At 59.4% G+C, this 19,967-nt stretch carries 12 protein-coding genes; 10 read left to right on the top strand and 2 right to left on the bottom strand.

The features are described from left to right. The coding region (locus tag BGIM_RS65915; RefSeq protein ID WP_193788997.1) for a hypothetical protein at nucleotides 1–291 on the bottom strand (291 nt) is incomplete at its 3' end. A gap of 446 nt (nucleotides 292–737) precedes the next feature. Here BGIM_RS65915 and BGIM_RS0117690 point away from each other — a divergent pair. The 8 genes from BGIM_RS0117690 (at nucleotide 738) to BGIM_RS0117650 (ending at nucleotide 16,804) form a co-directional block, all read left to right on the top strand. After that, nucleotides 738–3,233, top strand: a complete 2,496-nt coding sequence (locus BGIM_RS0117690) for a tetratricopeptide repeat protein (protein ID WP_084759930.1) — start codon at nucleotides 738–740, stop codon at nucleotides 3,231–3,233. A gap of 88 nt (nucleotides 3,234–3,321) precedes the next feature. Further along, the gene (locus tag BGIM_RS0117685; RefSeq protein WP_020471070.1) at nucleotides 3,322–10,689 is read left to right on the top strand and encodes a tetratricopeptide repeat protein; all 7,368 of its coding nucleotides are present in this window, start codon (nucleotides 3,322–3,324) and stop codon (nucleotides 10,687–10,689) included. Between the two features lie 54 nt (nucleotides 10,690–10,743). After that, a complete protein-coding gene (locus BGIM_RS0117680) occupies nucleotides 10,744–11,547 on the top strand; it encodes a MotA/TolQ/ExbB proton channel family protein (protein ID WP_020471069.1) in 804 nt (267 codons plus the stop codon). Beyond that, nucleotides 11,547–12,005, top strand: a complete 459-nt coding sequence (locus BGIM_RS51020; protein ID WP_020471068.1) for an ExbD/TolR family protein — start codon at nucleotides 11,547–11,549, stop codon at nucleotides 12,003–12,005. Before BGIM_RS0117680 ends, BGIM_RS51020 begins: the two co-directional genes overlap by 1 nt. Before the next feature lie 24 nt (nucleotides 12,006–12,029). After that, on the top strand, nucleotides 12,030–12,446 hold the full coding sequence (locus BGIM_RS0117670) for an ExbD/TolR family protein (RefSeq protein WP_020471067.1): 417 nt from the start codon (nucleotides 12,030–12,032) through the stop codon (nucleotides 12,444–12,446). A gap of 75 nt (nucleotides 12,447–12,521) precedes the next feature. Next, nucleotides 12,522–14,666, top strand: a complete 2,145-nt coding sequence (locus tag BGIM_RS0117665; RefSeq protein ID WP_020471066.1) for a DUF1553 domain-containing protein — start codon at nucleotides 12,522–12,524, stop codon at nucleotides 14,664–14,666. Nucleotides 14,667–14,774: 108 nt separating this feature from the next. After that, nucleotides 14,775–16,043, top strand: coding sequence for a DUF1501 domain-containing protein (locus tag BGIM_RS0117655; RefSeq protein ID WP_020471064.1), 1,269 nt, complete (start codon nucleotides 14,775–14,777; stop codon nucleotides 16,041–16,043). Between the two features lie 203 nt (nucleotides 16,044–16,246). Continuing rightward, nucleotides 16,247–16,804 (top strand): ECF-type sigma factor, encoded by a 558-nt coding sequence (locus tag BGIM_RS0117650; protein ID WP_020471063.1) that lies wholly within the window; start codon nucleotides 16,247–16,249, stop codon nucleotides 16,802–16,804. Between the two features lie 246 nt (nucleotides 16,805–17,050). On the opposite strand, the gene BGIM_RS63050 is transcribed toward BGIM_RS0117650, so the two are convergent. Next, nucleotides 17,051–17,296 (bottom strand): hypothetical protein, encoded by a 246-nt coding sequence (locus tag BGIM_RS63050; RefSeq protein WP_157369186.1) that lies wholly within the window; start codon nucleotides 17,294–17,296, stop codon nucleotides 17,051–17,053. Nucleotides 17,297–17,365: 69 nt separating this feature from the next. Here BGIM_RS63050 and BGIM_RS63045 point away from each other — a divergent pair, with 69 nt between their 5' ends. Beyond that, entirely contained in the window at nucleotides 17,366–17,884 is a 519-nt protein-coding gene (locus BGIM_RS63045; protein WP_157369184.1) for a hypothetical protein, read from the top strand. Between the two features lie 127 nt (nucleotides 17,885–18,011). Further along, nucleotides 18,012–19,967: protein kinase domain-containing protein (locus BGIM_RS57735; RefSeq protein ID WP_157369182.1), on the top strand; the 1,956-nt coding region annotated here is incomplete at its 3' end.

The following is a 19,967-nucleotide window of genomic DNA, read 5'->3' as shown; positions in this document are numbered from 1 at the left end:
GGTCCTGGCGGCGGTGGCGGCTTCGGCGGTTTCGGCGGTGGTCCTGGGGCGGGCGGTCCCGGTGGCTTCCCCGGTCGTCCGGGCGGTCCCGGCTTCCCCGGTCGTCCCGAAGGCAAGGATGGCGAACGTCCTGAAGGCAAGTTCACCCCGAAAGACGGCGAGCGCCTGTCCGGTCGTCCCGAAGGCAAGCTCCCCCCGAAGGATGGCGAACGGTCCCCCATGCGTACCGAAGGTCGTCCCGAAGGCCGCCAGGAAGGGGCCGGACCTCGCGGGGATGATCTTCAAAAGCAAGTCGAAGACCTGCGGAAAGCCGTCGATGAAATGAAACGACTCCTCAGAGAGAACCAGAGCCGTCGGGATTCGAAGTAATTTGTGCGGGAGCGGCCGAACGAAGTCCGAAGTTTGGCGAAGTATTTAACACAAGAAGCCAGATCCCTTTCGTTTTCAGCCACGAAGGGGATCTGGCTTCTTGTGTTAAACCCGCTCGCGGGTTTATTCATTTTTTCATCATTTTTTTTTGATTTTGCGGGATGATTGACCATTGCAATCGTCTGCGCCGAATGTCATACTACCCCCCACGTGGAACTTTCCCAAATGTGTGAGCGTCTGATTTCGGTGGGATAAACCCAACCCGCCGGGGACACTCTCCAAACGCCATTGCTCAAGGTGATTTGTTCCACAACCGCCGACCGACGGACACCCTGTCCGCTCTCCTTACCTAGTTTGGCCGATTCTTCATGAGTAACGCATCTGCCTTTCGCTCACTCAGAATCTCTTTCCTGCTGCTCTTGGCAGGTGTTTCCACCATTGCTTTGGTCAACGGCGATGTGACGACACACGCGCAGGAAGCCAAGGACAAGAAGGACAAAGACAAGGAGAAGGGGGGCGAACGTGGTTCCATTGTGGAAGACCGCACCGCTCGCAAGCTCCTTGAGGCCGGCGATGCCCGGTTAGAGGGGGGCGAGGCCGCCAAGGCCGTGGAAGTGTGGCAATCGGTGATTGAACGCTACCCCCGCAGCCGCGTGCGGTTCGACGCCCACCTGAAACTCGGCAACTATCTGCTCGCCAAAGAACGGGCGTTTGACCGGGCCAGAACCTACTTCGAGTCCGCGACGGTCGAAGAAAACACCAACGAAGAACAAAAGGCCGAGGCGACCCTGAAGATTGGCGTCTGCTACTTCGAGGGACGCAACTACGGCAAATGCTTCAAGTTCATGCGGGATGTGATTGAGAAATACCCGGTCAGCCCGCAAGTCAATCAAGCCTATTACTACATCGGCCTCGGTCACTTCCAACAGGGGCATTACAGCCGGGCCATTTCCGCTCTCGAACGAGTCGGAACAGCCCTTCCTCCTCCCGATCCGGCCGACACGACCAAAGCCGCCACCGCTGAATTGCTGGAGGCGGGCAAGCGGTTGTTCGTCCGCGTGGACGACGCCGATCTCGCCGCCCTCGAACCCGGCAAGACTGTTGGCGTTCGCGTCGAAAGTGCCAGCGGCGATGTCGAAACCGTTGAGTGCTACGCCATCGGCCGCAATGTCCGCGTGGTGATCGGGTCCATCCCGACCGCCCTCGGCAAGCCGGTTCCGAACAACGGCCGGTTGGAGATTCGCGGCGGGGACAAGGTGAAAATCTCCTACCGCGACATGCACACCGCCGCCGGGAATAAAGAAGTCACCGTCCTCAAGGAAATCAACGTCGTCGGCACCGCCACCGCCTCCATCATGGACGGCGCTTACTCCGAAACGCTTCAAGGGGTGGTGCTTGGCCGCGGGATCAACCTTCAAGTTGTTGATGCCGACTTCGATCTGACCGACGGTGCCGATGTGCTCAAGGCGACTGTCGAAGTGTACCGCGAGAAGACGATGGAAGAATTGGCCGCCGAAGGAGCCGCCAATCCGGGGGCTCCGATGCCCACGGCCAAGTCGGACCCGAACAAACTCGACCGTTTCAAGAAGATCGACAAGATTGATGTGATTCTCACCGAGGCCAAGATTGCCCGCCCGGTGTACGAACCGGCTCCGATTCCGGTTGAAATCCCGAAGGGTGAGGAACCCAAGGCCGAGAAAACGACGCCTGATCCGAAGTCCGAAGAACCGAAAACTGAACCCAAGGCCGATCCCAAACCGGCCGAGCCGAAACCCGTTGACCCGAAAGCGGCCGAAGTCCCGGCCAAGGAAGCCCCGGCCAAGCCGGTCGTCGATGACGGCACGATTCACTCCGGCATCTTCCGGGCGGTGGCCCCGTTGGAAAAATCCGAGACCGTCAATGCCGCCGACCAAGTCTTGCAAGCCCAGCCGAACGACCTCATCGTGTTGACTTACATTGATGCCAAGAACGCGACGGGCGAAAGCCGCACCGTGGTGTTCAAGGCTCGGGCGGTTGAAGGAAGCCTTGGCAGCGTCCGGGTTTCCCAGACGCAGATTTCCGACCAAGATTTGCGGGTTCGCACGCAACTCAAGACCGCCAGCGCCCTGACGAACATTGGTAACCGCTACAAGGAATTTGGCCTCAAGCAGCACGCCGACCAGAAGTATCAACAGGCGATGGACCTCTGCGAAGAAATCAGCGGCGAAGCCCAGAAACTCGGCGGTCGCACGCTGGAAGAAGCCTATGTCCAACTCTGGAAGATCTACTTCGAGATGGACAAGCTCGACCTCGCGGCCGCCATGAGCCAGCGCCTCCAACGGGAGTTCCCGAATAGTGAATTTGTCGACGCCGCTTTGCTGTCGCTGGCTGATGTGGCCCGCAAACAGCAGAAGTACCAACGGGCCATCGGCATCTACAACAGCGTCCTCCGCTTGGATAAAAGTCCGCTTCGTGGCGAAGCCCAGTATGGCATCGCCGAATGTTATGAGGAAATGGCCAAGGGCGCCGAGGGAGCGGCCGCTTCCCAGATGTTTGACCAGTCGTTCCAGGAATACAAGAAGGTGTTCGACAAGTTCCCGGACAGCGGCCGGGTGGGCGAGGCCGTCTCCAAGATGGCCAACTACTACTATGTGCAGAAGGATTACGCCCGCGCCATTGATGTGTTTGAAACCGTTCTCCGTGCCCAACCGGACGCCAAGTTCCTCGACGTGATCTTGTTCAACTACGGCCGGTGTCTCTACCGGCTGGACAAGAAAGCCGACGCCCGCAAGCAATTCGATCAGATGATTGCGGACTTCCCCGAAAGCCCGCTTGCCCCCGACGCCAAGAAAATTTCCGAAGCCCTCCGAAAGGCCGGAAACTAACTCCTAACTCTCTCCCTCCTCCGGTCGCCACTGTCCAACGGCGACTGGTTTACGATCAACGAACATCCGGTTTTCCATCGGTGCTTCCATGCTTATCCGCAGAATCTCTCTCGTCGCCGCCCTTGTCGCCATCTTCGGGGTCGTGTGGGCGCAAACGCCCGCCCCGACGCCCGCCGACAAGGACAAGAAGGCCCCGCCGGCCGACACCGGGGAACTCGACCCGATCAGCAAGCAAGCCGCCGTCATCGAGGCCGACCTCGCCAAGACGAGCAGCACCAGCAAGGAAGCCGCCGAGCTGATGCTGAAGCTGATCGACTTGTATCACAACAACGGCCGGCCCTTCGGTCTCGTTCGCGTGGCCCAAACCTTCGTCGGCATTCACACCACGCATCCGCGTCACAAAGAGGTGATGCTGAAGCTCATCGACGGCCTGCAAACGACCGGGCGAAGCAAGGAACTGATCGCCACCGGCCGACAGTTCCTCAGTCGCCATCCCACCGACCCGGCGTGCGCGGATATCGAACGTTGGCTGTCGCTCATGCTTCGCAAGACCAACGACAACGTGAACGCCGCCGCCGTGCTGGAATCTCATTGGAAGCGGCTGGGCGTCAGCGGCGATGGTCCGCAGGCCGGCAGCGACGCCATCAACATTTACATGGCCATCAACAATCCGGAATCGCTGGCCAAGGCCGGCCTTCTCGCCGAAGACATGCTGGACAAACTCCCCGCCGGGGTTGCCTCCCAATCGGCCGGATGGCGGGCCGTGGACGCCCAAGAACGTCTCAGCGCCTGGGCGAAGGCCAATCTGGTCGCCACCAAACTGCTCGCCAAAAGCCCGCCGACCATTCCGTACTACCTCCAGTATCTGCACCACCGGATGGCTGAAAACTACAGCCGCCTCGGCCAGCGAACCAACGCCGTCGAAAGCTGGAAGAAAGCCCTCGCCGTCGCCGGCAACCCGCCCCGGCCGGACCTGCACATGCGGCTCATTGAGGAGTTGGTGCAAACCAACCCTAAACCGGGCGAGTTTGAACCGACGGTGAACGAATACGTCACCAAGTATCCCGACCGGACCGACCGCTTCGCCGCCCGCATCCGGCTGGCCTCCGTCTACGCAAACGCCAAAGACTTTGCCCGTGCCGAGCAAATCCTCACCGAAGTGCTGCCGTTCGATGCCCGTTCGCACAGCGCATCGTCCGCTTATGTTCAACTGTTCGGCGCCGAAATGGACATGAACGCTCGCAACGCCCGGCTGGCGAAAGCCGAGGCGGTGTTGCGTGACGCTATCGCCAAGAGCACCCCGGCCAACGCCGGTGTCCTGCGGTACTCGCTGGCATTGGAGCTTCTCCGCGACCGCACCAAAGACATCCCCAAGGCCAAGGCCGCCGCCCGTGAGCTGGCTTTTGTGTTTCCGGCGAACGATAACTACACCAGCGGCGCCGTCAACTGGTTGCTTGATTCGGCCGCCGATGATGCCGAGTTCAACGCCGATGTCGCCCGGACCGTCGAAGCCCGCCGAAAGTTCCCGTGGATTGGGACGTATCAAGGCACCCTCGCTGGCTGGGCCCAGGCCCGGTTGCCCAACAAGGATCTCGCCGCGCGGGCCAAGGCCGTGCAAGCCGAAGTGGCCAAGTCCGACAAGGAACCGGTGAACGCCGAGTGGCTGGCCTATGAAACAGCCGCGGCTCAAAACGTCTGGTCTCCTCAGACAGCCGCCGCCCGCACCAAGTTGGTCGATCCGGCCCGGCTGGCCGCCTATCCCGACGATGTGGCCAACAATCTTCTTTACGGCCATCACTACTATCTCCGGCACTATTCGCCGGACAACCAGCGGTTAAAGTCCATCGACGCCGCCAAGGCGTGGACCGTTCGGATGCCGAAGTCGTTTGACGCCGCTTACACGTATCTGACGACGACCACCGATTTCAACAAGCCCGAAACCTTCCGCGACGCGGCGACGGTCATCCTTAACCTCGAACCGAATGCCCTCAGCACGGATTCGTCCCGCCGGTTGCTCCCCATTGCCGCCCACTTCAAAGACGTGGCGATGGGCCGGCAAATTTGGGCTTGGACGAAGAAGATGTTTGAGAAGTACGGCTACGACAACTATTCTGCCACGACGATGGGCGATTCAATGTCCGCCCTCGAAATGAAGGCCGAGGCCAAGGAATGTTGGGAGCGATCCCTCACCGGCAACCCGGACTCGCAGGACTATGTCCAGTCGGCCTATCGTCTGGTGGCTCTCCAACCGGAAACCGAGAAGCCGAAGTTCTTGGATGCCATGTTGGCGAAGGAAACCGGCTGGCAGTTTAGCTTCGCCGTTTCCCGTGCGGATTACATGGTGAAGGCCGGCGATGTGGACGGAACGATCAAGCTTCTCACCTCGGCCGCCGAGAAGACCCGGAACCGGGCGTTCGGCGTGTCCAGCCTCGATAACGAGTGGAACACGCTCTTCAATTGGGTGGGCGCTTACCGGGCCGACCCGAAGGCCCTCCCGGCCAATCAAGTGAAGCTGTACACGTTCATCCGCGATCTGCGGGTGGTGCGGGCGTCGATGGTTGCCCAAGTCGCCCTGCTGGAAATTCCCGAAGAGTCTGCCAAACTGCCGCCGATGAAACGGCTGTTCCTGCTGGCGGAAGCATCGCAATTGGGCGTCGGCGATGCCTCGGACTTCGACATGCTGACGCCGTATGTCCAAGCCGCGATGGGACGCAAGGATTATCTCTCGGCCGCCACCCTGATGAGCGGGATGCTCGGCCATCTGCCGGGCATTGACGACAGTCGCCGCAAGAGCGGCCGCGAATTGCTCTCCCAAGCTTACAGCCGCCTCGGCGCGGCGGGCGGGGCTGTCATTGATGAAAAGAGCCCGATTGCCCCCTTGCTGGCCGCCGGTCTGCAACTGCGACTTGGCGACCAGAAACTGGCGTTCGAGACGTATCTCGCCAACCAGAAATTGTTCGACGAACATCGCACCGAAGTGCCGGTTGATCTGATTGTGTTCGTCTGCGAAAACCACATCGCCGCCGGTGGGGATGATAACCTCAACCGCGTCGAAGACATCCTCCGGGCGTGGCTCATCAAGAACGCCGAAATCAAGGAAATCGACGAAGTCGAAAAGGCCCGCATTCAATTGCTGCTGGCCCGCAACTACTTCCGGGCCAAGCGTTATGATTTGGCCCGCGCCGAGTTCACCACACTCCATAACCGTTACCCCAAGACCCCGCAAGCGGTCGAAGCCGATTTCGGCATCGGCGAAACCTTCATGGAGCAAAAGGTCTACGATCAGGCCGAACAAGCGTTCGAGCGACTGGCCGGAAGCCGGGAACGTGACGTGGTGATCCGGGCCGAGTTCCTTCGCGGTGTGCTGGCCAGCCGTCGCGGCGACCGGGACGAAGCCCGGTTGATCTTCCGGTCGGTGCTGGAGCGAGTGCCCAACATCGAACTGGCGAACCAAGCCCTGTTCAACCTTTCCGAAGTGTACGGGGCCGAACAGCGATATGTCGATCAGCTTGAATTGCTGCGAACCGTCGGCCGTTTGGGCCGGGCGAGCAAGCGTTACCACACACCGGGCGAACCGCTTTCCATCGTCGTGCAGGACAGCGACCTCGGCGTGAGCCGAGGCCACAGCCGCATTCCGGTGCGGGTCACCACCGAACCGGGCGGCGACGAGGAAACCATCTTCCTCATCTCCGGCGGCGGTGGCAAGGGCCTCTTCCGGGCCGACCTCGAAACCCGCTTGGGTAACTCGACAAAGAACGACCGCGTTCTCCAATTGACCGGCAAAGACACCATCCGCGTGGACTATCCGCCGGAGTTCAAGAAGGAATTCAAAGACGCTCCGCTGCCGGACACCGAGATCCGCATCTCGGCCGACGGCAAACTGGAAATCTCATCCGGCAAGATCGTTGACGAGGACGAAGAGACCTTCAGCAAGGCTCTCGCCCGCGAAGCCAACCCGGAGAACGAACAGGAACGCAAGGGGTTGGTCCGGCCGAAGGATCAGGTCAAGCCGGGGAACGTCATCTATATCCGCGTGAAGGACGCGGACCGGGACTGGACGAACCAACCGGACAAGATTTCGGTCAAGCTCACCGCCACCAGCGGCGACCAAGTGAGCGTGCAACTCACCGAAACCGGGCCGCACACTGGCATCTTCGAGGGAACGGCCAAATCCGGGGAACTTCCCGTCGGCGCCCTCGCCACCAACACGGCCATCGACCACAGCCCGTTGATGGCCATCGACAAGGACAAGAAAACGGCCTGGCTGAGCGAGCCGGACGGGGCCACCCCGAAGGTCCTCAGCATCGACATGAAGAATCTGAAGCGGACGGATCGCGTCACGGTGTCCACGCCGGACGCCAAGCAGAACGCCCCGATTCGCATGACGCTTGAAGGCAGCGACGACGGCCGCCTGTGGTTCCGTCTCGCCTCCACCCATCCCGATCCGAAGATCGCTCCGGTCGCCGGGGATTATGGCCCGATGACCGCCCGCATTTATGTGGGAACCAACGCGACCGGATTCACGACATGGGATCAAGTGGTCGCCCTGACCAAGAACACCAAGGCCACGACCGAAGGCAAGGCGGCCGACTTGTTCTGGACCCGCCAGCCCGACGACAAGGCCAAGCAACCGACGGCCATCGTCTGGCATGGCAAGGTCGTTCAGCCGAAAGCCGGGGCCGTCCGGTTCGCCATCAGCGGCGAAGCGACAGCCATTCTGGTCGACGGTCGGCTTGAACTGCCGTTCGGCAAGAATCGTCTGGCCGACGTGTATCTGGACGCTGGAACGCATGATGTGACGATCTTCACCGCCGCCGGGCCGAACACGGCCACCCTAGAGGCCCGTTGGGCCTCTGGCGAAACCACGACCGCCGAGATTGAGCCGGTTCCGTTCCGCGAAGCCGATTTCGATCTCGCCCGGCCGGAAGCGAAGACCGCCGCCACTCCCCGGTTGCTTGGGGACGGCACGATGGACAAGGAAGGAACCTCATGGGACTTCAAGTTCCCGGCCATCGGCTTGCGGCACGTCCGCACCGTGATTCAAGAATACCGCGGCGAAGCGGTGGCCATCAACAACGTCGAAATTCGTGACTCGGAAAAGAATGTTCTCCACATTCCGACCGAGGCCGATCTGCTTTCACTGGCAACCAACGACATCTTGGAAATCGGCGGCGGCGACGTGGTGACGGCCACTTACATTGATGACTTGAACCTGACCGGAAGCTCCCGTCTCCTCGACGCCAAGCTGACGGCCACTTATCACAACGCGGTCATCACCCCGATTGGGTATGACTTCTTCCGATATCCCAACGGACAGGTTGTCAACCTCCGCAAGGAAGTCCTGCGGATTGATCCGGGCGAACGGGTCATCATTGAGGTCGTCGACTTCGACCAAGACACGACCTCCGGGCGGGACAAGATCAAGGTTCAAGTCTCGGTGAACGACGGCCCGCCCGTCACAATGGAGGCCGACGAAACCCAAGAAAACAGCGGCATCTTCACCAAGGAAGTGGACACGGCGGCCGCCGCGGCCGAGGGCAAGATTGTCGTCAAGGCGGGCGACCGTTTGCTTCTTCGCTATCTGGACGAGCAGAACACCATTCCGGGCCACGCGGCCATTCGCGAAACGGTGGTGTATGTCAACGAACCGACCCCCGGCCGGGTGCGGGTGATCGAAACCCGCATCACGAAGCCCCCCATCGGCGCCCCGGCCGACGAGGCTCCGCAGATTCGTTACAAGCCCGCCGTTGCCGGCGGGGTGGTTGATCCGAAAGTGATTGCCGGGGTGGCCTTCGAGGCTCCGTTCACGGTCGAAGTCATCGACCGCGACGCGGCCAAGGACAGCCGCAGCAAAGTGACCGTGAAACTCAAGACGACCGCCGGAGCGACGGTGGAAGTCGAATGCGTCCTTGATGATCGCCGGCTCGGAACGGAATCGCTGGACAAATACGGAACCGCCCTGCAAGAAGGCCGGTTCACCGGTCAGGTGGTCATGCAACTCGGCGGCAAGGAAAGCCTGGCGCTGGTTCCGCTGACGGCCTCGATGCCCCGCGATCTGATCGGCGGGCCGAAACTGCCGAAGGATGACATGGAAGAGGGCAACAACCGTGACAAGGCAATTGTCACAATGGTGCTTAACCTCAATGGTTCGGACATCGTTGAAGCCACCTATGCCGACGCTCAGCGCCCCGGCGGGGCCACCAACCTGACCGCCTCGGCCCGATTGCTCACCGATGGCAAATTAACCGTCACAGATGCCGAGTATCAGAAGGATGTCACCGCCGTCCACGTCGGCGAGCGGTTGTATCTGAAAGTCGTCGATGCCGACCTGGACCGGACGGAAAACCGCGACAAGGCGAAGGTCCGCATCCGCACCAAGCGGGGCGAAGACGAAACCGTTGAACTGGAAGAAACGCTGGCCCACAGCGGTGTGTTCACCGGTTCGGTGATGCTCAAGCCGGTCGAGAAGCCGACCGTTGGCAACCTGAAGCAAGAAACCCCGGAGATCGAATGCTACTTTGGCGACACCATCGAAGTGATGTATGTCGACGAGCAATCGAGTTCCTCCGAAGGCCGCGTCGAGTTGATCGTGCCGGTCGCGGTGGTGATCGGGACCGACGGCAAGGTGCAAGCCTTTAGCAAGTTGTTCAGCGATGAAGCCCTCGCCGTGGAAACTCAATTCCATGTGGCCGAAAGCCACTTTGAACTGTTCAAGAGCCACAAGGCCCTGAATCGCGAAGCCGAGGCTCGGGCTGACTTGGAAGCCGGTCGCCGGGTGTTGCGGGAAGTGATCGAAGACTATCCGAACCCCAAGTACACCCCCCGCGTGTCGTACTTGCTCGGCCAGTTTGCCCAAGAATTGAAGCAATACAAGGAGGCCACTCAAGCTTACCAGACGATTGTGAAACAATTCCCGGATCACACGCTGGCCCCGGATGCCCAGTTCAAACTGGCCCAGTGCTACGAAGAAGCCGGCGAGTTTAACCAAGCCTTGGAAGCCTATGTGACTCTCGCGGCCACCTATCCGAAGCACCCGTTGATCGCCAACGTGATGGTTCGGATCAGTGAACACTTCTATAAGTTGGAGAACTACAAAGTGGTTGCCCAGGTCGGCGAGAAGTTCTTGGAGCGGTTCGAGGGGCACAAGTGGGCGCCGAAGATGGCGTTCCGCGTCGGCCAGTGTTACTACAAGGACAAGCAGTACACCAAGGCCGCCGAGACCTTCGACAAGTTCGTGACGACCTTCCGCGAAGACGCCCTGTGCCCGGACGCGATGTTCTGGTCCGGCGAAAGTTACCGGACGGCCGGCAACATGCGGAAGGCGTTCCAAAGCTACAACAAGTGCCGCTGGGACTACCCGGCCAGCGAAGTGGCCAAATACGCCCGCGGCCGTCTGGCCCTGCCGGAAATGTTGCGGCAGTTTGAAGAAGCGTCGAATCTGGACGGGAAGAACTAAGTGTTGGTCGCCCGTTGATGTTCTTGATTGGTTTTCGTTTTCCGGGAAGTCCTCATGTTGATGTTGATTGCTCAAACGACGAACATCGTCCAGCAAGCGGCGGCCGCCCAACAGCAGAACGCTGATAATTCGCATTTGGGCGCGCTCGGCTACATGATCGATGGCGGCTACTTTATGTGGCCGATTTTGTTCATGGCCATCCTTGGCGCCGGGGTGGTGATCGAGCGATGGCGAAGCCTGCGACTGGTCGGCACGGACGGCGCCAAACTCCGGGCGGACGTGATTCAAATGCTTCACGACGACAAACTTGAGGAAGCGCTGGCGCTTTGCGCCCGCTCAACCGGACCCGTGCCCGCGATTTTGTCCGTGGGATTGCATCGCTATGAGGTTCTTCGCCGACTCAATTATGATCCGGCGAGGATCGAGGAACAGGTCGTCAAGGCGATGGATGATTACGGCGTCCACATCACGGCCGCCCTTGAGCGGAATCTGCCCATTTTGGCGACGATTGCCAACGTGGCTCCGATGGTGGGGTCCGTCGGAACGGTCGTCGGCATGGTGGTGTTGTTTCAGGATCTCACGGCTCCGCTTCAGTATGGCGAAACTATCCTCAACAAGGCGGCCAAAGGGATCAAAGTCAAGCTAATTGTCACTGTTTGGGGGCTGTTGGTCGGTATCCCCGCGTATATTTTTTACAATTACTTTTCCACGGCCGTTAACCGTTATATTTTGGAGGCGGAGGAAACTGCCTCGCAACTCGTCGAAGCCCTGACGATCCGGTTGGCCACCCAAGAAGCGACCTCCTCGGGCGAAGGTCGGATTCATCATGCCCCAACATCCAAGACGGGAGTTCCCTGATGGCCTCCGGACCGGCGATTGGCGGCGGTGGCAGTGGCCGCAAAGTTACAGCGGCCCAGAGTGTGGGCGTGCTGAATTTGCTCACCGACATGGCGTTTAACCTGTTGATCTTTTTCGTGGTGATCGCCTCTGACGCGAAAGATGAATCCGGACGGCCGCAACAAGTGCCGAGCGCCAGCAAGGACAAGACCACCGAACAGAAGTCCCAAAACGTCGAAGTGATTATCAAGCGAACGGAAGCCTCGGTGAACGGAACCGCGTTGTCTGACGATAATCTGCTGGCCAAGTTGAAGGAACTGCTCCGCGACAAGAACACGCCGGAAGAACGGATTGTGGTCGTCAGAAGCGACAAAGACACTCCGTATGTTCAGTGGATTCGCATCACCGGACTCATTGAAAAGGCTCGCGGGATTATCACGCTGCAATTGGACGAAGAAAAAGAAGAACAAGTTCGTTGACCGATCGGGAAAGGAGGGGGACTCGTGAAATTCAAACGCCGGAAAATGGAGGTCACTCCTCCGTATGTGTCGATGGCGGACATCGTGTTTAATCTGGTGCTGTTCTTTTTGATTCTGGCCCGGACGCAGGAATCGACGCTTTTTGACTGGGAGCCTGCCAAGGCAAAGGAAACGAAAAAGGCGCCGAAATCGCAAGTGACCATCACGGTGAGCAAGGCCACCGACAAGCAAGACCGGAAAATCTACCTGAATGCCCAAGAAGTCGGCATTCGGGAACTGGCCGAACGACTGACGGCCGAGTTGGGAACCGAACCGGGCGAAAACCGGGTGGTTCTCTTGCGGATCGACAAAGAAACACCCGCCGCCACGTTTGAGCCCATTTTGGAGGCGGTGAGCCAGACCGGATGCGAAGTCGTCCATGTGCTGGATGAGGAGCAATAACCGAGGGGTTGTCGCTCCTGACCGAAGACGAAAAATCCATCCTGCGGGATCTCCGTTTTGTAAGGAGGGAACGAAGTGAAAGTCCGTCTGTTCTCAACAATCATCGGCCTGGCCGTGGTTGCCGTCACGGCAGCCCCTGCCTGGGCCGACACGCCCGGAGCGGATCCGGGGTCGATTGCCAAGGCGGTTGACAAACTGCTTGCCGAGGAAAACGCCAAGACGAAGACCCGGCAGGCGCCGGTAATCGACGATTTGCCGTTCCTCCGCCGGGTCTCCATCGACCTCACCGGCCGTATTCCCACCGAAGCCGAAATCCAAAAGTACCTCTCCTGGCCGGCCTCCGAACGCCGGGCCAAAATCATTGAAGAATTCATGGTCCGCGATCAATTCGCCGACCGTTGGGCCATCTTCTTCGGCGACCTGCTCCGCGTCCGCTACAACGCCGACGGTGGCAACGCCTTCCAGGCGTTCGTCCACGAAGCCGTGCGAACGAACATGCCGTATGACGTGATGGTTCGCAAACTGCTCGCCGCCTCCGGCCGGGCGGGCAGCCAGCCGGAAACGTCCTTCATCCTCGGCGACGAAGCCGACCCGTATGCGATGACCGGGGTCGTTTCCCAAGTGTTCATGGGCGTCCGCATTTCGTGCGCCCAATGCCACAACCACCCGTTCGACACGTGGACGCGCGAAGAGTTCTACGACCTCGCCGCGTTCTTCGGGAAGACCCAGCGGATCGAACACCGCGTCAAGATGCAAATCCTCGGCGTTTTCCTCAACGAACGCACCGAAACGATGATCATGTGGCCGCCGGAAGACAAGGCCAAGGGCCAGCCCCGGAAAGCCGTGAAGGCGTCGTTCCCGTTCAAAATGGACGAAACCGACGGCCCGAACAAACACCTCGCCCGCTTGAAGACCCTGCGAGACCGGCAAGCGGCCGAAGCCAAGGCGAAAGCTTCCAAGGTCGGCACCTCCGTGGACGACTTACTTGACGGTTCCAAAGAAGCCACCAAGAAGACCGACCCGCTTGACGTGACTGCCGAGGCCAAGGCGACGATCCGCAAGATTGACTTGGAAGGCGACCTCTACCGGGCCAGCCAACTGCGGAAAGAACTGGCCGAACATGTGACCGATCCCCGCAACCGGTTCTTCGCCCGCGCGATGGTCAACCGCGTGTGGGGCGAACTGATCGGCCGCGGCTTCGTGAACCCGATTGACGACTTCCGAAACGACAACCCCCCGAGCCACCCGAAGACGCTCGACTATCTGGCCGAAGAATTCATCGCCAGCGGTTACGACTTCCGGTTCTTGGTGGCGTCGGTCGTCCGCACAGGCGTATATCAAAAGGCCCACATCTCGGGCGATGTCCCGGCCACGGAACGACTGGAGGCCGAAACTGCCTTCACCGCCACCCCGGCCCGCCGGATGGTGAGCGAAACATTGTTCGACAGCATCGTGCAAGCCGGGCACCTGTTCACGCCAAAGCACCCGGCGGGCGCCAATATGACGACCGTCACCAACTACGTTCAAGTGGCGGTGGCCGCGAAGGAAGACCCGAGCAAGCCGGTCAAGAAGTCGCTTGACGGCAAAGAAATGACCGCGATGAGCGGCCCGAAGCCCGGCCCGGTGGCGAGCTTCGATCTCGAAAAGGGCATTGAAGTCGACTTCAAGAAGGCCCTCAAGAACAAGGACGGGCTGGACATCGACAAGATGAACGCCAAGTCCGACGAGGAAATTGAAGCCGAAATGATGATGAAGAGCGGGAAGATGCCGAACGGCATGCGAGTGAAATACATCACCAAGGAAGTCAAAGCGGTGGTGGATGACAACCCGCAATTCAGCAGCGCCATGCGGATGGCTTCTCCAGCCCCGGTCGGGCATTTCCTCCGCGTGTTCGGCCAGACCGACCGCGGAGCCTTGGACGAACGACGCGACCATAGTCCGTCGATGCGTCAGGCCCTGATGATGCTCAACGGCAAGCTGACCAACGAAGCCGCCCGCGTCGGCCCGTTGGAACCTGTTCACAAGTTGCTTGTCGGCGACAAGGCTGACATCGACGGCGCCATCCGGTTGGTGTATCGGGAAGCCATGACCCGCGAACCGAGCGCCGATGAGATCCTCGAAGCCAAGAAGATCATCAAGGATGCCGCGAGTACCCTCGACGGAATCGCCGACCTCCGATGGGCCTTGTTCAACAGCAACGAGTTCCGGTTCATTAACTGACAAAATGTGGGTCAGGCTTTCCCGCCTGACCGTCTTGGGAAAACAACGAAATAAAACCGTCAGGCGGGAAAGCCTGACTTACGACAAACTCAAACTGGAAACCCACAAATGAATCTGAACTCGCTGGCTTGTGCGGACTATCGGTTGAGCCGTCGCGGCTTCACCGGGGCCGCCGCCGGGCTGTTCCTCGGCATGAACGTCCGCACGCTGGTCGCCCGCTCCGGGGAAGACCACAAGGCCGCCGCCGAACACGTCATTCTGTTCTGGAATGGCGGCGGGATGAGCCATATCGACACGTTCGACCCCAAGCCGGGCCGCGACGTGCAAGGCGACCTTGAGCCGATCAAGACCTCCGTCGCCGGCATCCAGATTTCGGAGATTTTCCCGGAACTGGCCAAGCAAATGAAGCATGTCGCCCTGATCCGCTCCATCGCCGGCCAGAACGGCGATCACGGCCGCGCGACCTACCAACTCCAGACCAGCTACGCCCAAAGCGCCAACCTGCAACACCCCGGCATCGGCTCGGTGGTGGTGAGCGAGCGGAAGTCCCTCGGCGACCTCCCCGCCTATGTGACCGTCGGCGGGTTGGCCCCCAAGGCCGGTTACCTCGGCCAGAAGTGCGAAGCCTACTTCGTCGGCCGACCCGGCGAAAAGGACCCGTATCTGGCCTTCCCGAGCCAGATTGGCGAAGTTCGCGGCAACAAGCGTCTCGACATCCTCAAGAAGATGAACGAGAAGCAAGCCGGAGCCGTCCCGGCCGACGAAAACACCGGCTCGCAAACCGCCCTGATGGACGCCGTGCGACTGATGCGCAGCCCGGCCCTCGACGCCTTTGAAGTCCGCAAGGAAAAGCCGGAAGTCCTCGAACGCTACGGCGACAGCGAGTTCGGCCGCTCGGCCTTGCTGGCCCGCCGGTTGGTGGAAAAGGGCGTCCGCTTCGTGCAAGTGAACCGGGGCGGGTTCGACGTTCACTCGAACGCCTTCCCGGCCATGCGTGACCACGGCGAAGTGATGGACCCGGCTCTGGCCGCCCTGATCGAAGACCTGGCCCAAACCGGCTTGTTGAAGAAGACGATGATCGTGATGTTGAGCGAATTCGGCCGCACGCCGAAGATCAACATGACGACTGGCCGCGACCACCATCCGGGCGTGTTCAGTTGCCTCTTCGCCGGCGGCGGCGTCAAGGGGGGCCAGGTGATCGGCTCGTCCGACGAGGACGGGATGCGGCCGAAGGACCGCCCGGTCAAGGTCAGCCACCTGCACGCCTCGATCTGTCACGCCCTCGGGATCAACCCGAACAAAGAAGTGATGACCCCGCTGCAACGCCCGATGAAACTCGTCGACGACGGCAAGCCGGTGGACGAGCTGTTCTCTTGAATTGATGGTTGTTGAGAAATAACGAAGGCCCCCGGAATTTTCCGGGGGCTTTTTTCGTTGACCGTTGGCCATCTTCGGAGGCCTGTGGCCACGTCTTTTAACCATTGACTTCTCCGACGACCACGGACGATAATCTTCCCTGTTACTCTTCTCTCAAGGCTTGCGAATGTCCGACACGCCCGTCCAATCTAGAGATGCGAATGATGTCTGAAGTCACCCGCTTGCTCGGAGTTGTTGCCGAAGGCGATTCTTCGGCCGCGGCCCAACTAATCCCGCTTGTCTACGACGAGTTGCGGAAACTGGCGGTCATTTCTCTGGCAAAGGAAAAACCGGGCCAGACTCTGCAACCGACGGCCCTTGTCCACGAAGCTTACTTGCGGCTCGTCGGCGACGCGCCCCCGGAATCGTGGAACAGTCGAGGGCATTTCTTCGCGGCGGCATCCGTGGCGATCAAGCGAATCTTGATCGAAAACGCGCGTCGCAAACACAGTCAGAAGCACGGCGGAGGCATCGTCCGGCAAGAACTCGGCGAAGCGCCGATTGAATGGCCGGAACCATGCGAGGACTTGCTTGCCTTGGATGAATCGCTCCAAAAATTCGCCGCCGTTAACCCGCAGGCAGCCGAACTTGTTCATCTCCGATATTTCGCCGGGCTGACGCTTCCCGAAGCCGCAAATCTCCTGTCAATTTCACCCCGAACGGCCGGGCGTGTCTGGGCCTATGCGCGTGCGTGGCTGCGGAATGAAATCGAGAATTCTTGAAAAACCTGGCCAGTTCCGGACGCCGATTTCGCACTGTCTTGTGAGAGCAACATCCTCTGAGCGGGAAGGCAATCACAAATGGCATGGGAAGACGACTATCGCAGGGTGTGGCAGTGCCCGGACTGCGGAGCGACCACGGTCAACCAAAAAGAGCACAGTTGCAAACCAAAACCATTTTTTGATAGCGGAATGGTCACTGCGGGCATAGGTGTTTTGGCGCTCACATGTTGCCTCCCGCCGATTGCGCTAATGTCCGGCGTAGTGGCCGGCGTTGACAAGATTTTTGAGAAAACGGCTCCGTTCGGAGCCATCTTGGCGTTTGGCTTTCTTGTCGGCTTTACGATAGTCCTTGGCCTGTTGATTCGATTCAAGAGAAGCATTCCCGTAGGAATTGCAATCTTCGTTATGTACTTGGCTGCCCACTTCATGAATGTGATTTTTTATAATTGGCCGAAAGCAAAGCAGGGCGGTGGTTCCAACGGAACGACGCAAGTTGCCAAACCTCTGCCGGGGCCATCCGCCAAGGCAACTGATGTTGGCCAAGAGCCAAACCCGCCGACCATGCCTCAGCCATCGGCCGAGGGGATTGTGGTTTTGAAGTTCAAATTGCTCGATCCGGCCGGTGTCAAGCCGATGAATGGATTGGAATGGTTCGTCGACGGAAAACTAAACAAGACAAGTCAATACGGTTTTGAGGCGGAGGACACGGAGTTCAAACTTCCGCCCGGCGAACACAGGTTTGAGTTCAAGAAGAACGGGGTGGTTGTTTTCTCCGAGAGTGTCAGGGTCGGGCCAGTTTTGCAAGGAAAAGCCTTCCTCAACGTGAGCTTGGTGACCACCGGCATTGTTGTGGTAAAACGGGTGAAAGGAGTCGTCGGTCCCGGAGTGAAGGCGATGATTTGGGTTGATGGCGCCGAGGACAAGCAGTGGAAACCCGGAACCGAGTCGGTTGAGGTGAATGTGGAAGTCGGATCACGGGCGGTGGAGGTTCGGATGACGGAACCATTTGCAAAAAGCGAAACATACAGGGTGGAGATTGGGAAACCGGGGCAGAGGAAGGAAGTGTTGGTCGGGTGGTGATTCGGAATACGATGGCAAAAACAGAAAGACGCCGAACCTGGCGCTCCCGTAAGATTTTCCGGCTTGCCAATGTCGCAGGCCGGGGTGTTTCCCGCCGCTCAGGCGTGCTTGTTGGCGGGCCGATTGCATGACCGAACAGACTGTTTTCACCGAGGCTTTGGAAATAGCCGATCCGGCTCTCCGCGAGGAATATCTGGCCCGCGTCTGCGCCGGGAATATTCCACTTCGCCAAAAAATTGAGGCGTTGCTCGCGTCGCACGAACAATCCGGGGAGTTCCTTGATGTGCCCGCCCTTCGGCAAATGGCAAAGGATGACAACACAGAAACCATGAATAACGGCGAGCCTAAGAATGACGGCGACGAGATCGACCTTTCGTTTCTCGTCCCGTCGGCCAGGCCGGGTTCGCTCGGCCGGTTGCAACATTACGAGATTGAGGCGGTGCTGGGCAGTGGCGGCTGCGGTATTGTGCTGAAGGCCTTCGACGAAAAACTACATCGCGTGGTGGCCATCAAGGTGATGTTGCCGGGACTCGCGCTCACGTCCCCGGCCAGAAAAAGGTTTATCCGGGAAGCCCGGGCTTCGGCGGCGATTCGACACGACAATGTCGTCAACATCCACGCCATTGATGACGGGCCGATTCCATTTCTTGTCATGGAATTTATCGACGGGCAGACGTTGCAGCAGCGAATCAATGGCATGGGGCCGCTTGAAATCGAGGAAATTCTCCGTCTGGGGAGACAGATCACCCAAGGTCTTTCCGCCGCCCATGCCTTGGGATTGATCCACCGCGACATCAAACCCGCCAACATCATGATCGAAGCCTCGGGCCGCGTGAAGATCACCGATTTCGGCCTGGCCCGCGCCGCCGACGACGCCAGCGTGACGCAAAGCGGCGCGATTGCCGGAACGCCGCTTTACATGTCGCCGGAACAAACCCAAGGGCAACCGCTGGATGCCCGCTCGGATTTGTTCAGTTTGGGGAGTGTGTTGTATGTGATGGCGTGCGGACGCCCCCCATTCCGCGCCGGGAACACGATGGCGGTGATGAAACGAGTGGCGGAGGAAATGCCAAGGCCGATCCGCGAGATCATCCCGGAGGTGCCGCAGTGGCTCGTGGATGTCATTGCCAAACTCCACGCCAAGGAGCCGGAGAAACGGTATGCTTCGGCGGCGGAGGTATCAAAGGCGCTGGCGACGGGGGAGCAAGATCCTAATCAAGCCGAAAGCGTGAACAGACGCGACACAAAACGACGACGGTGGATTCTCCCCGGCCTGGTTCTGTTCATCCTCGCCGCGAGTGTTTATCCGGCGTTTCTTTTAGTGAAGGGCGCGGCGGATAAACCCAACACGACCACCGCCACAACCGCACCGCAGAGTATGCCGCCGACAATCAGGCAACAGGAATTGCCGTGGGTGCCGCTATTCAATGGAAAGGATTTGAGCGGTTGGAAAATCGCCTCGGGAAGTCCGGAAAATTGGAAAGTGGAAGACGAGGTTTTGGTGGGGCAATCGAAGGGCGGTTCCGGCTCGGAAATCGTCACGGCTCGCAATAATTTCATCAACTATCGGTTAAGGGTGGTCTGCAAAGCCGGTTCGGAACGATATGCGCAGATCATGAACCGATGCGATACTTATGACAAAATCGAGCATCAGTGCGGCTATTATGTTCTCGAAACTCCAAACGAATCTGTTTATGATCGCTCACGCGGTTCCGTCAGTTGTCAGGAACGCGAGCCGGATGAGAATGGAATTGTCGAGCACCATTATCTCGCTCTTGCGGATTTGGCAAATTCCGACGGCGTAAAAATCGACGAATGGTTCACAGTAGAAGTTGAATTGCATGGAAATCGAATTGCATCATACGTCAATGGCGTTCAAGTGAGTGTGTTTGAAGACACGAAGGAGCGATTCCCGCAGGGCCGCATCGGATTGCAAGTATTTGAGCAGGACCACGTTTTCCAATTCCGATCCATTGAGATATGCGAACTACCGCCAGGCGGTCCGCCGGAACCTGATCCGCTCCTTGAAAAACGCCGAAAGGCGATTGAATGGGCGTACAAACTCGGCGGAACCATCACCCTT

Origin of the sequence: Zavarzinella formosa DSM 19928 (assembly GCF_000255705.1) — a bacterium.
Classification (GTDB): domain Bacteria; phylum Planctomycetota; class Planctomycetia; order Gemmatales; family Gemmataceae; genus Zavarzinella; species Zavarzinella formosa.
This window is presented reverse-complemented; position numbering and strand designations above follow the sequence as displayed.

Excerpts from the sequence above, each read along its gene's own strand:
- BGIM_RS0117690 (WP_084759930.1), top strand. The coding sequence starts at position 738 with ATGAGTAACGCATCTGCCTTTCGCTCACTCAGAATCTCTTTCCTGCTG.
- BGIM_RS0117685 (WP_020471070.1), top strand. The coding sequence starts at position 3,322 with ATGCTTATCCGCAGAATCTCTCTCGTCGCCGCCCTTGTCGCCATCTTC.
- BGIM_RS0117680 (WP_020471069.1), top strand. The coding sequence starts at position 10,744 with ATGTTGATGTTGATTGCTCAAACGACGAACATCGTCCAGCAAGCGGCG.
- BGIM_RS51020 (WP_020471068.1), top strand. The coding sequence starts at position 11,547 with ATGGCCTCCGGACCGGCGATTGGCGGCGGTGGCAGTGGCCGCAAAGTT.
- BGIM_RS0117655 (WP_020471064.1), top strand. The coding sequence starts at position 14,775 with ATGAATCTGAACTCGCTGGCTTGTGCGGACTATCGGTTGAGCCGTCGC.
- BGIM_RS0117650 (WP_020471063.1), top strand. The coding sequence starts at position 16,247 with ATGTCTGAAGTCACCCGCTTGCTCGGAGTTGTTGCCGAAGGCGATTCT.
- BGIM_RS63045 (WP_157369184.1), top strand. The coding sequence starts at position 17,366 with ATGCCTCAGCCATCGGCCGAGGGGATTGTGGTTTTGAAGTTCAAATTG.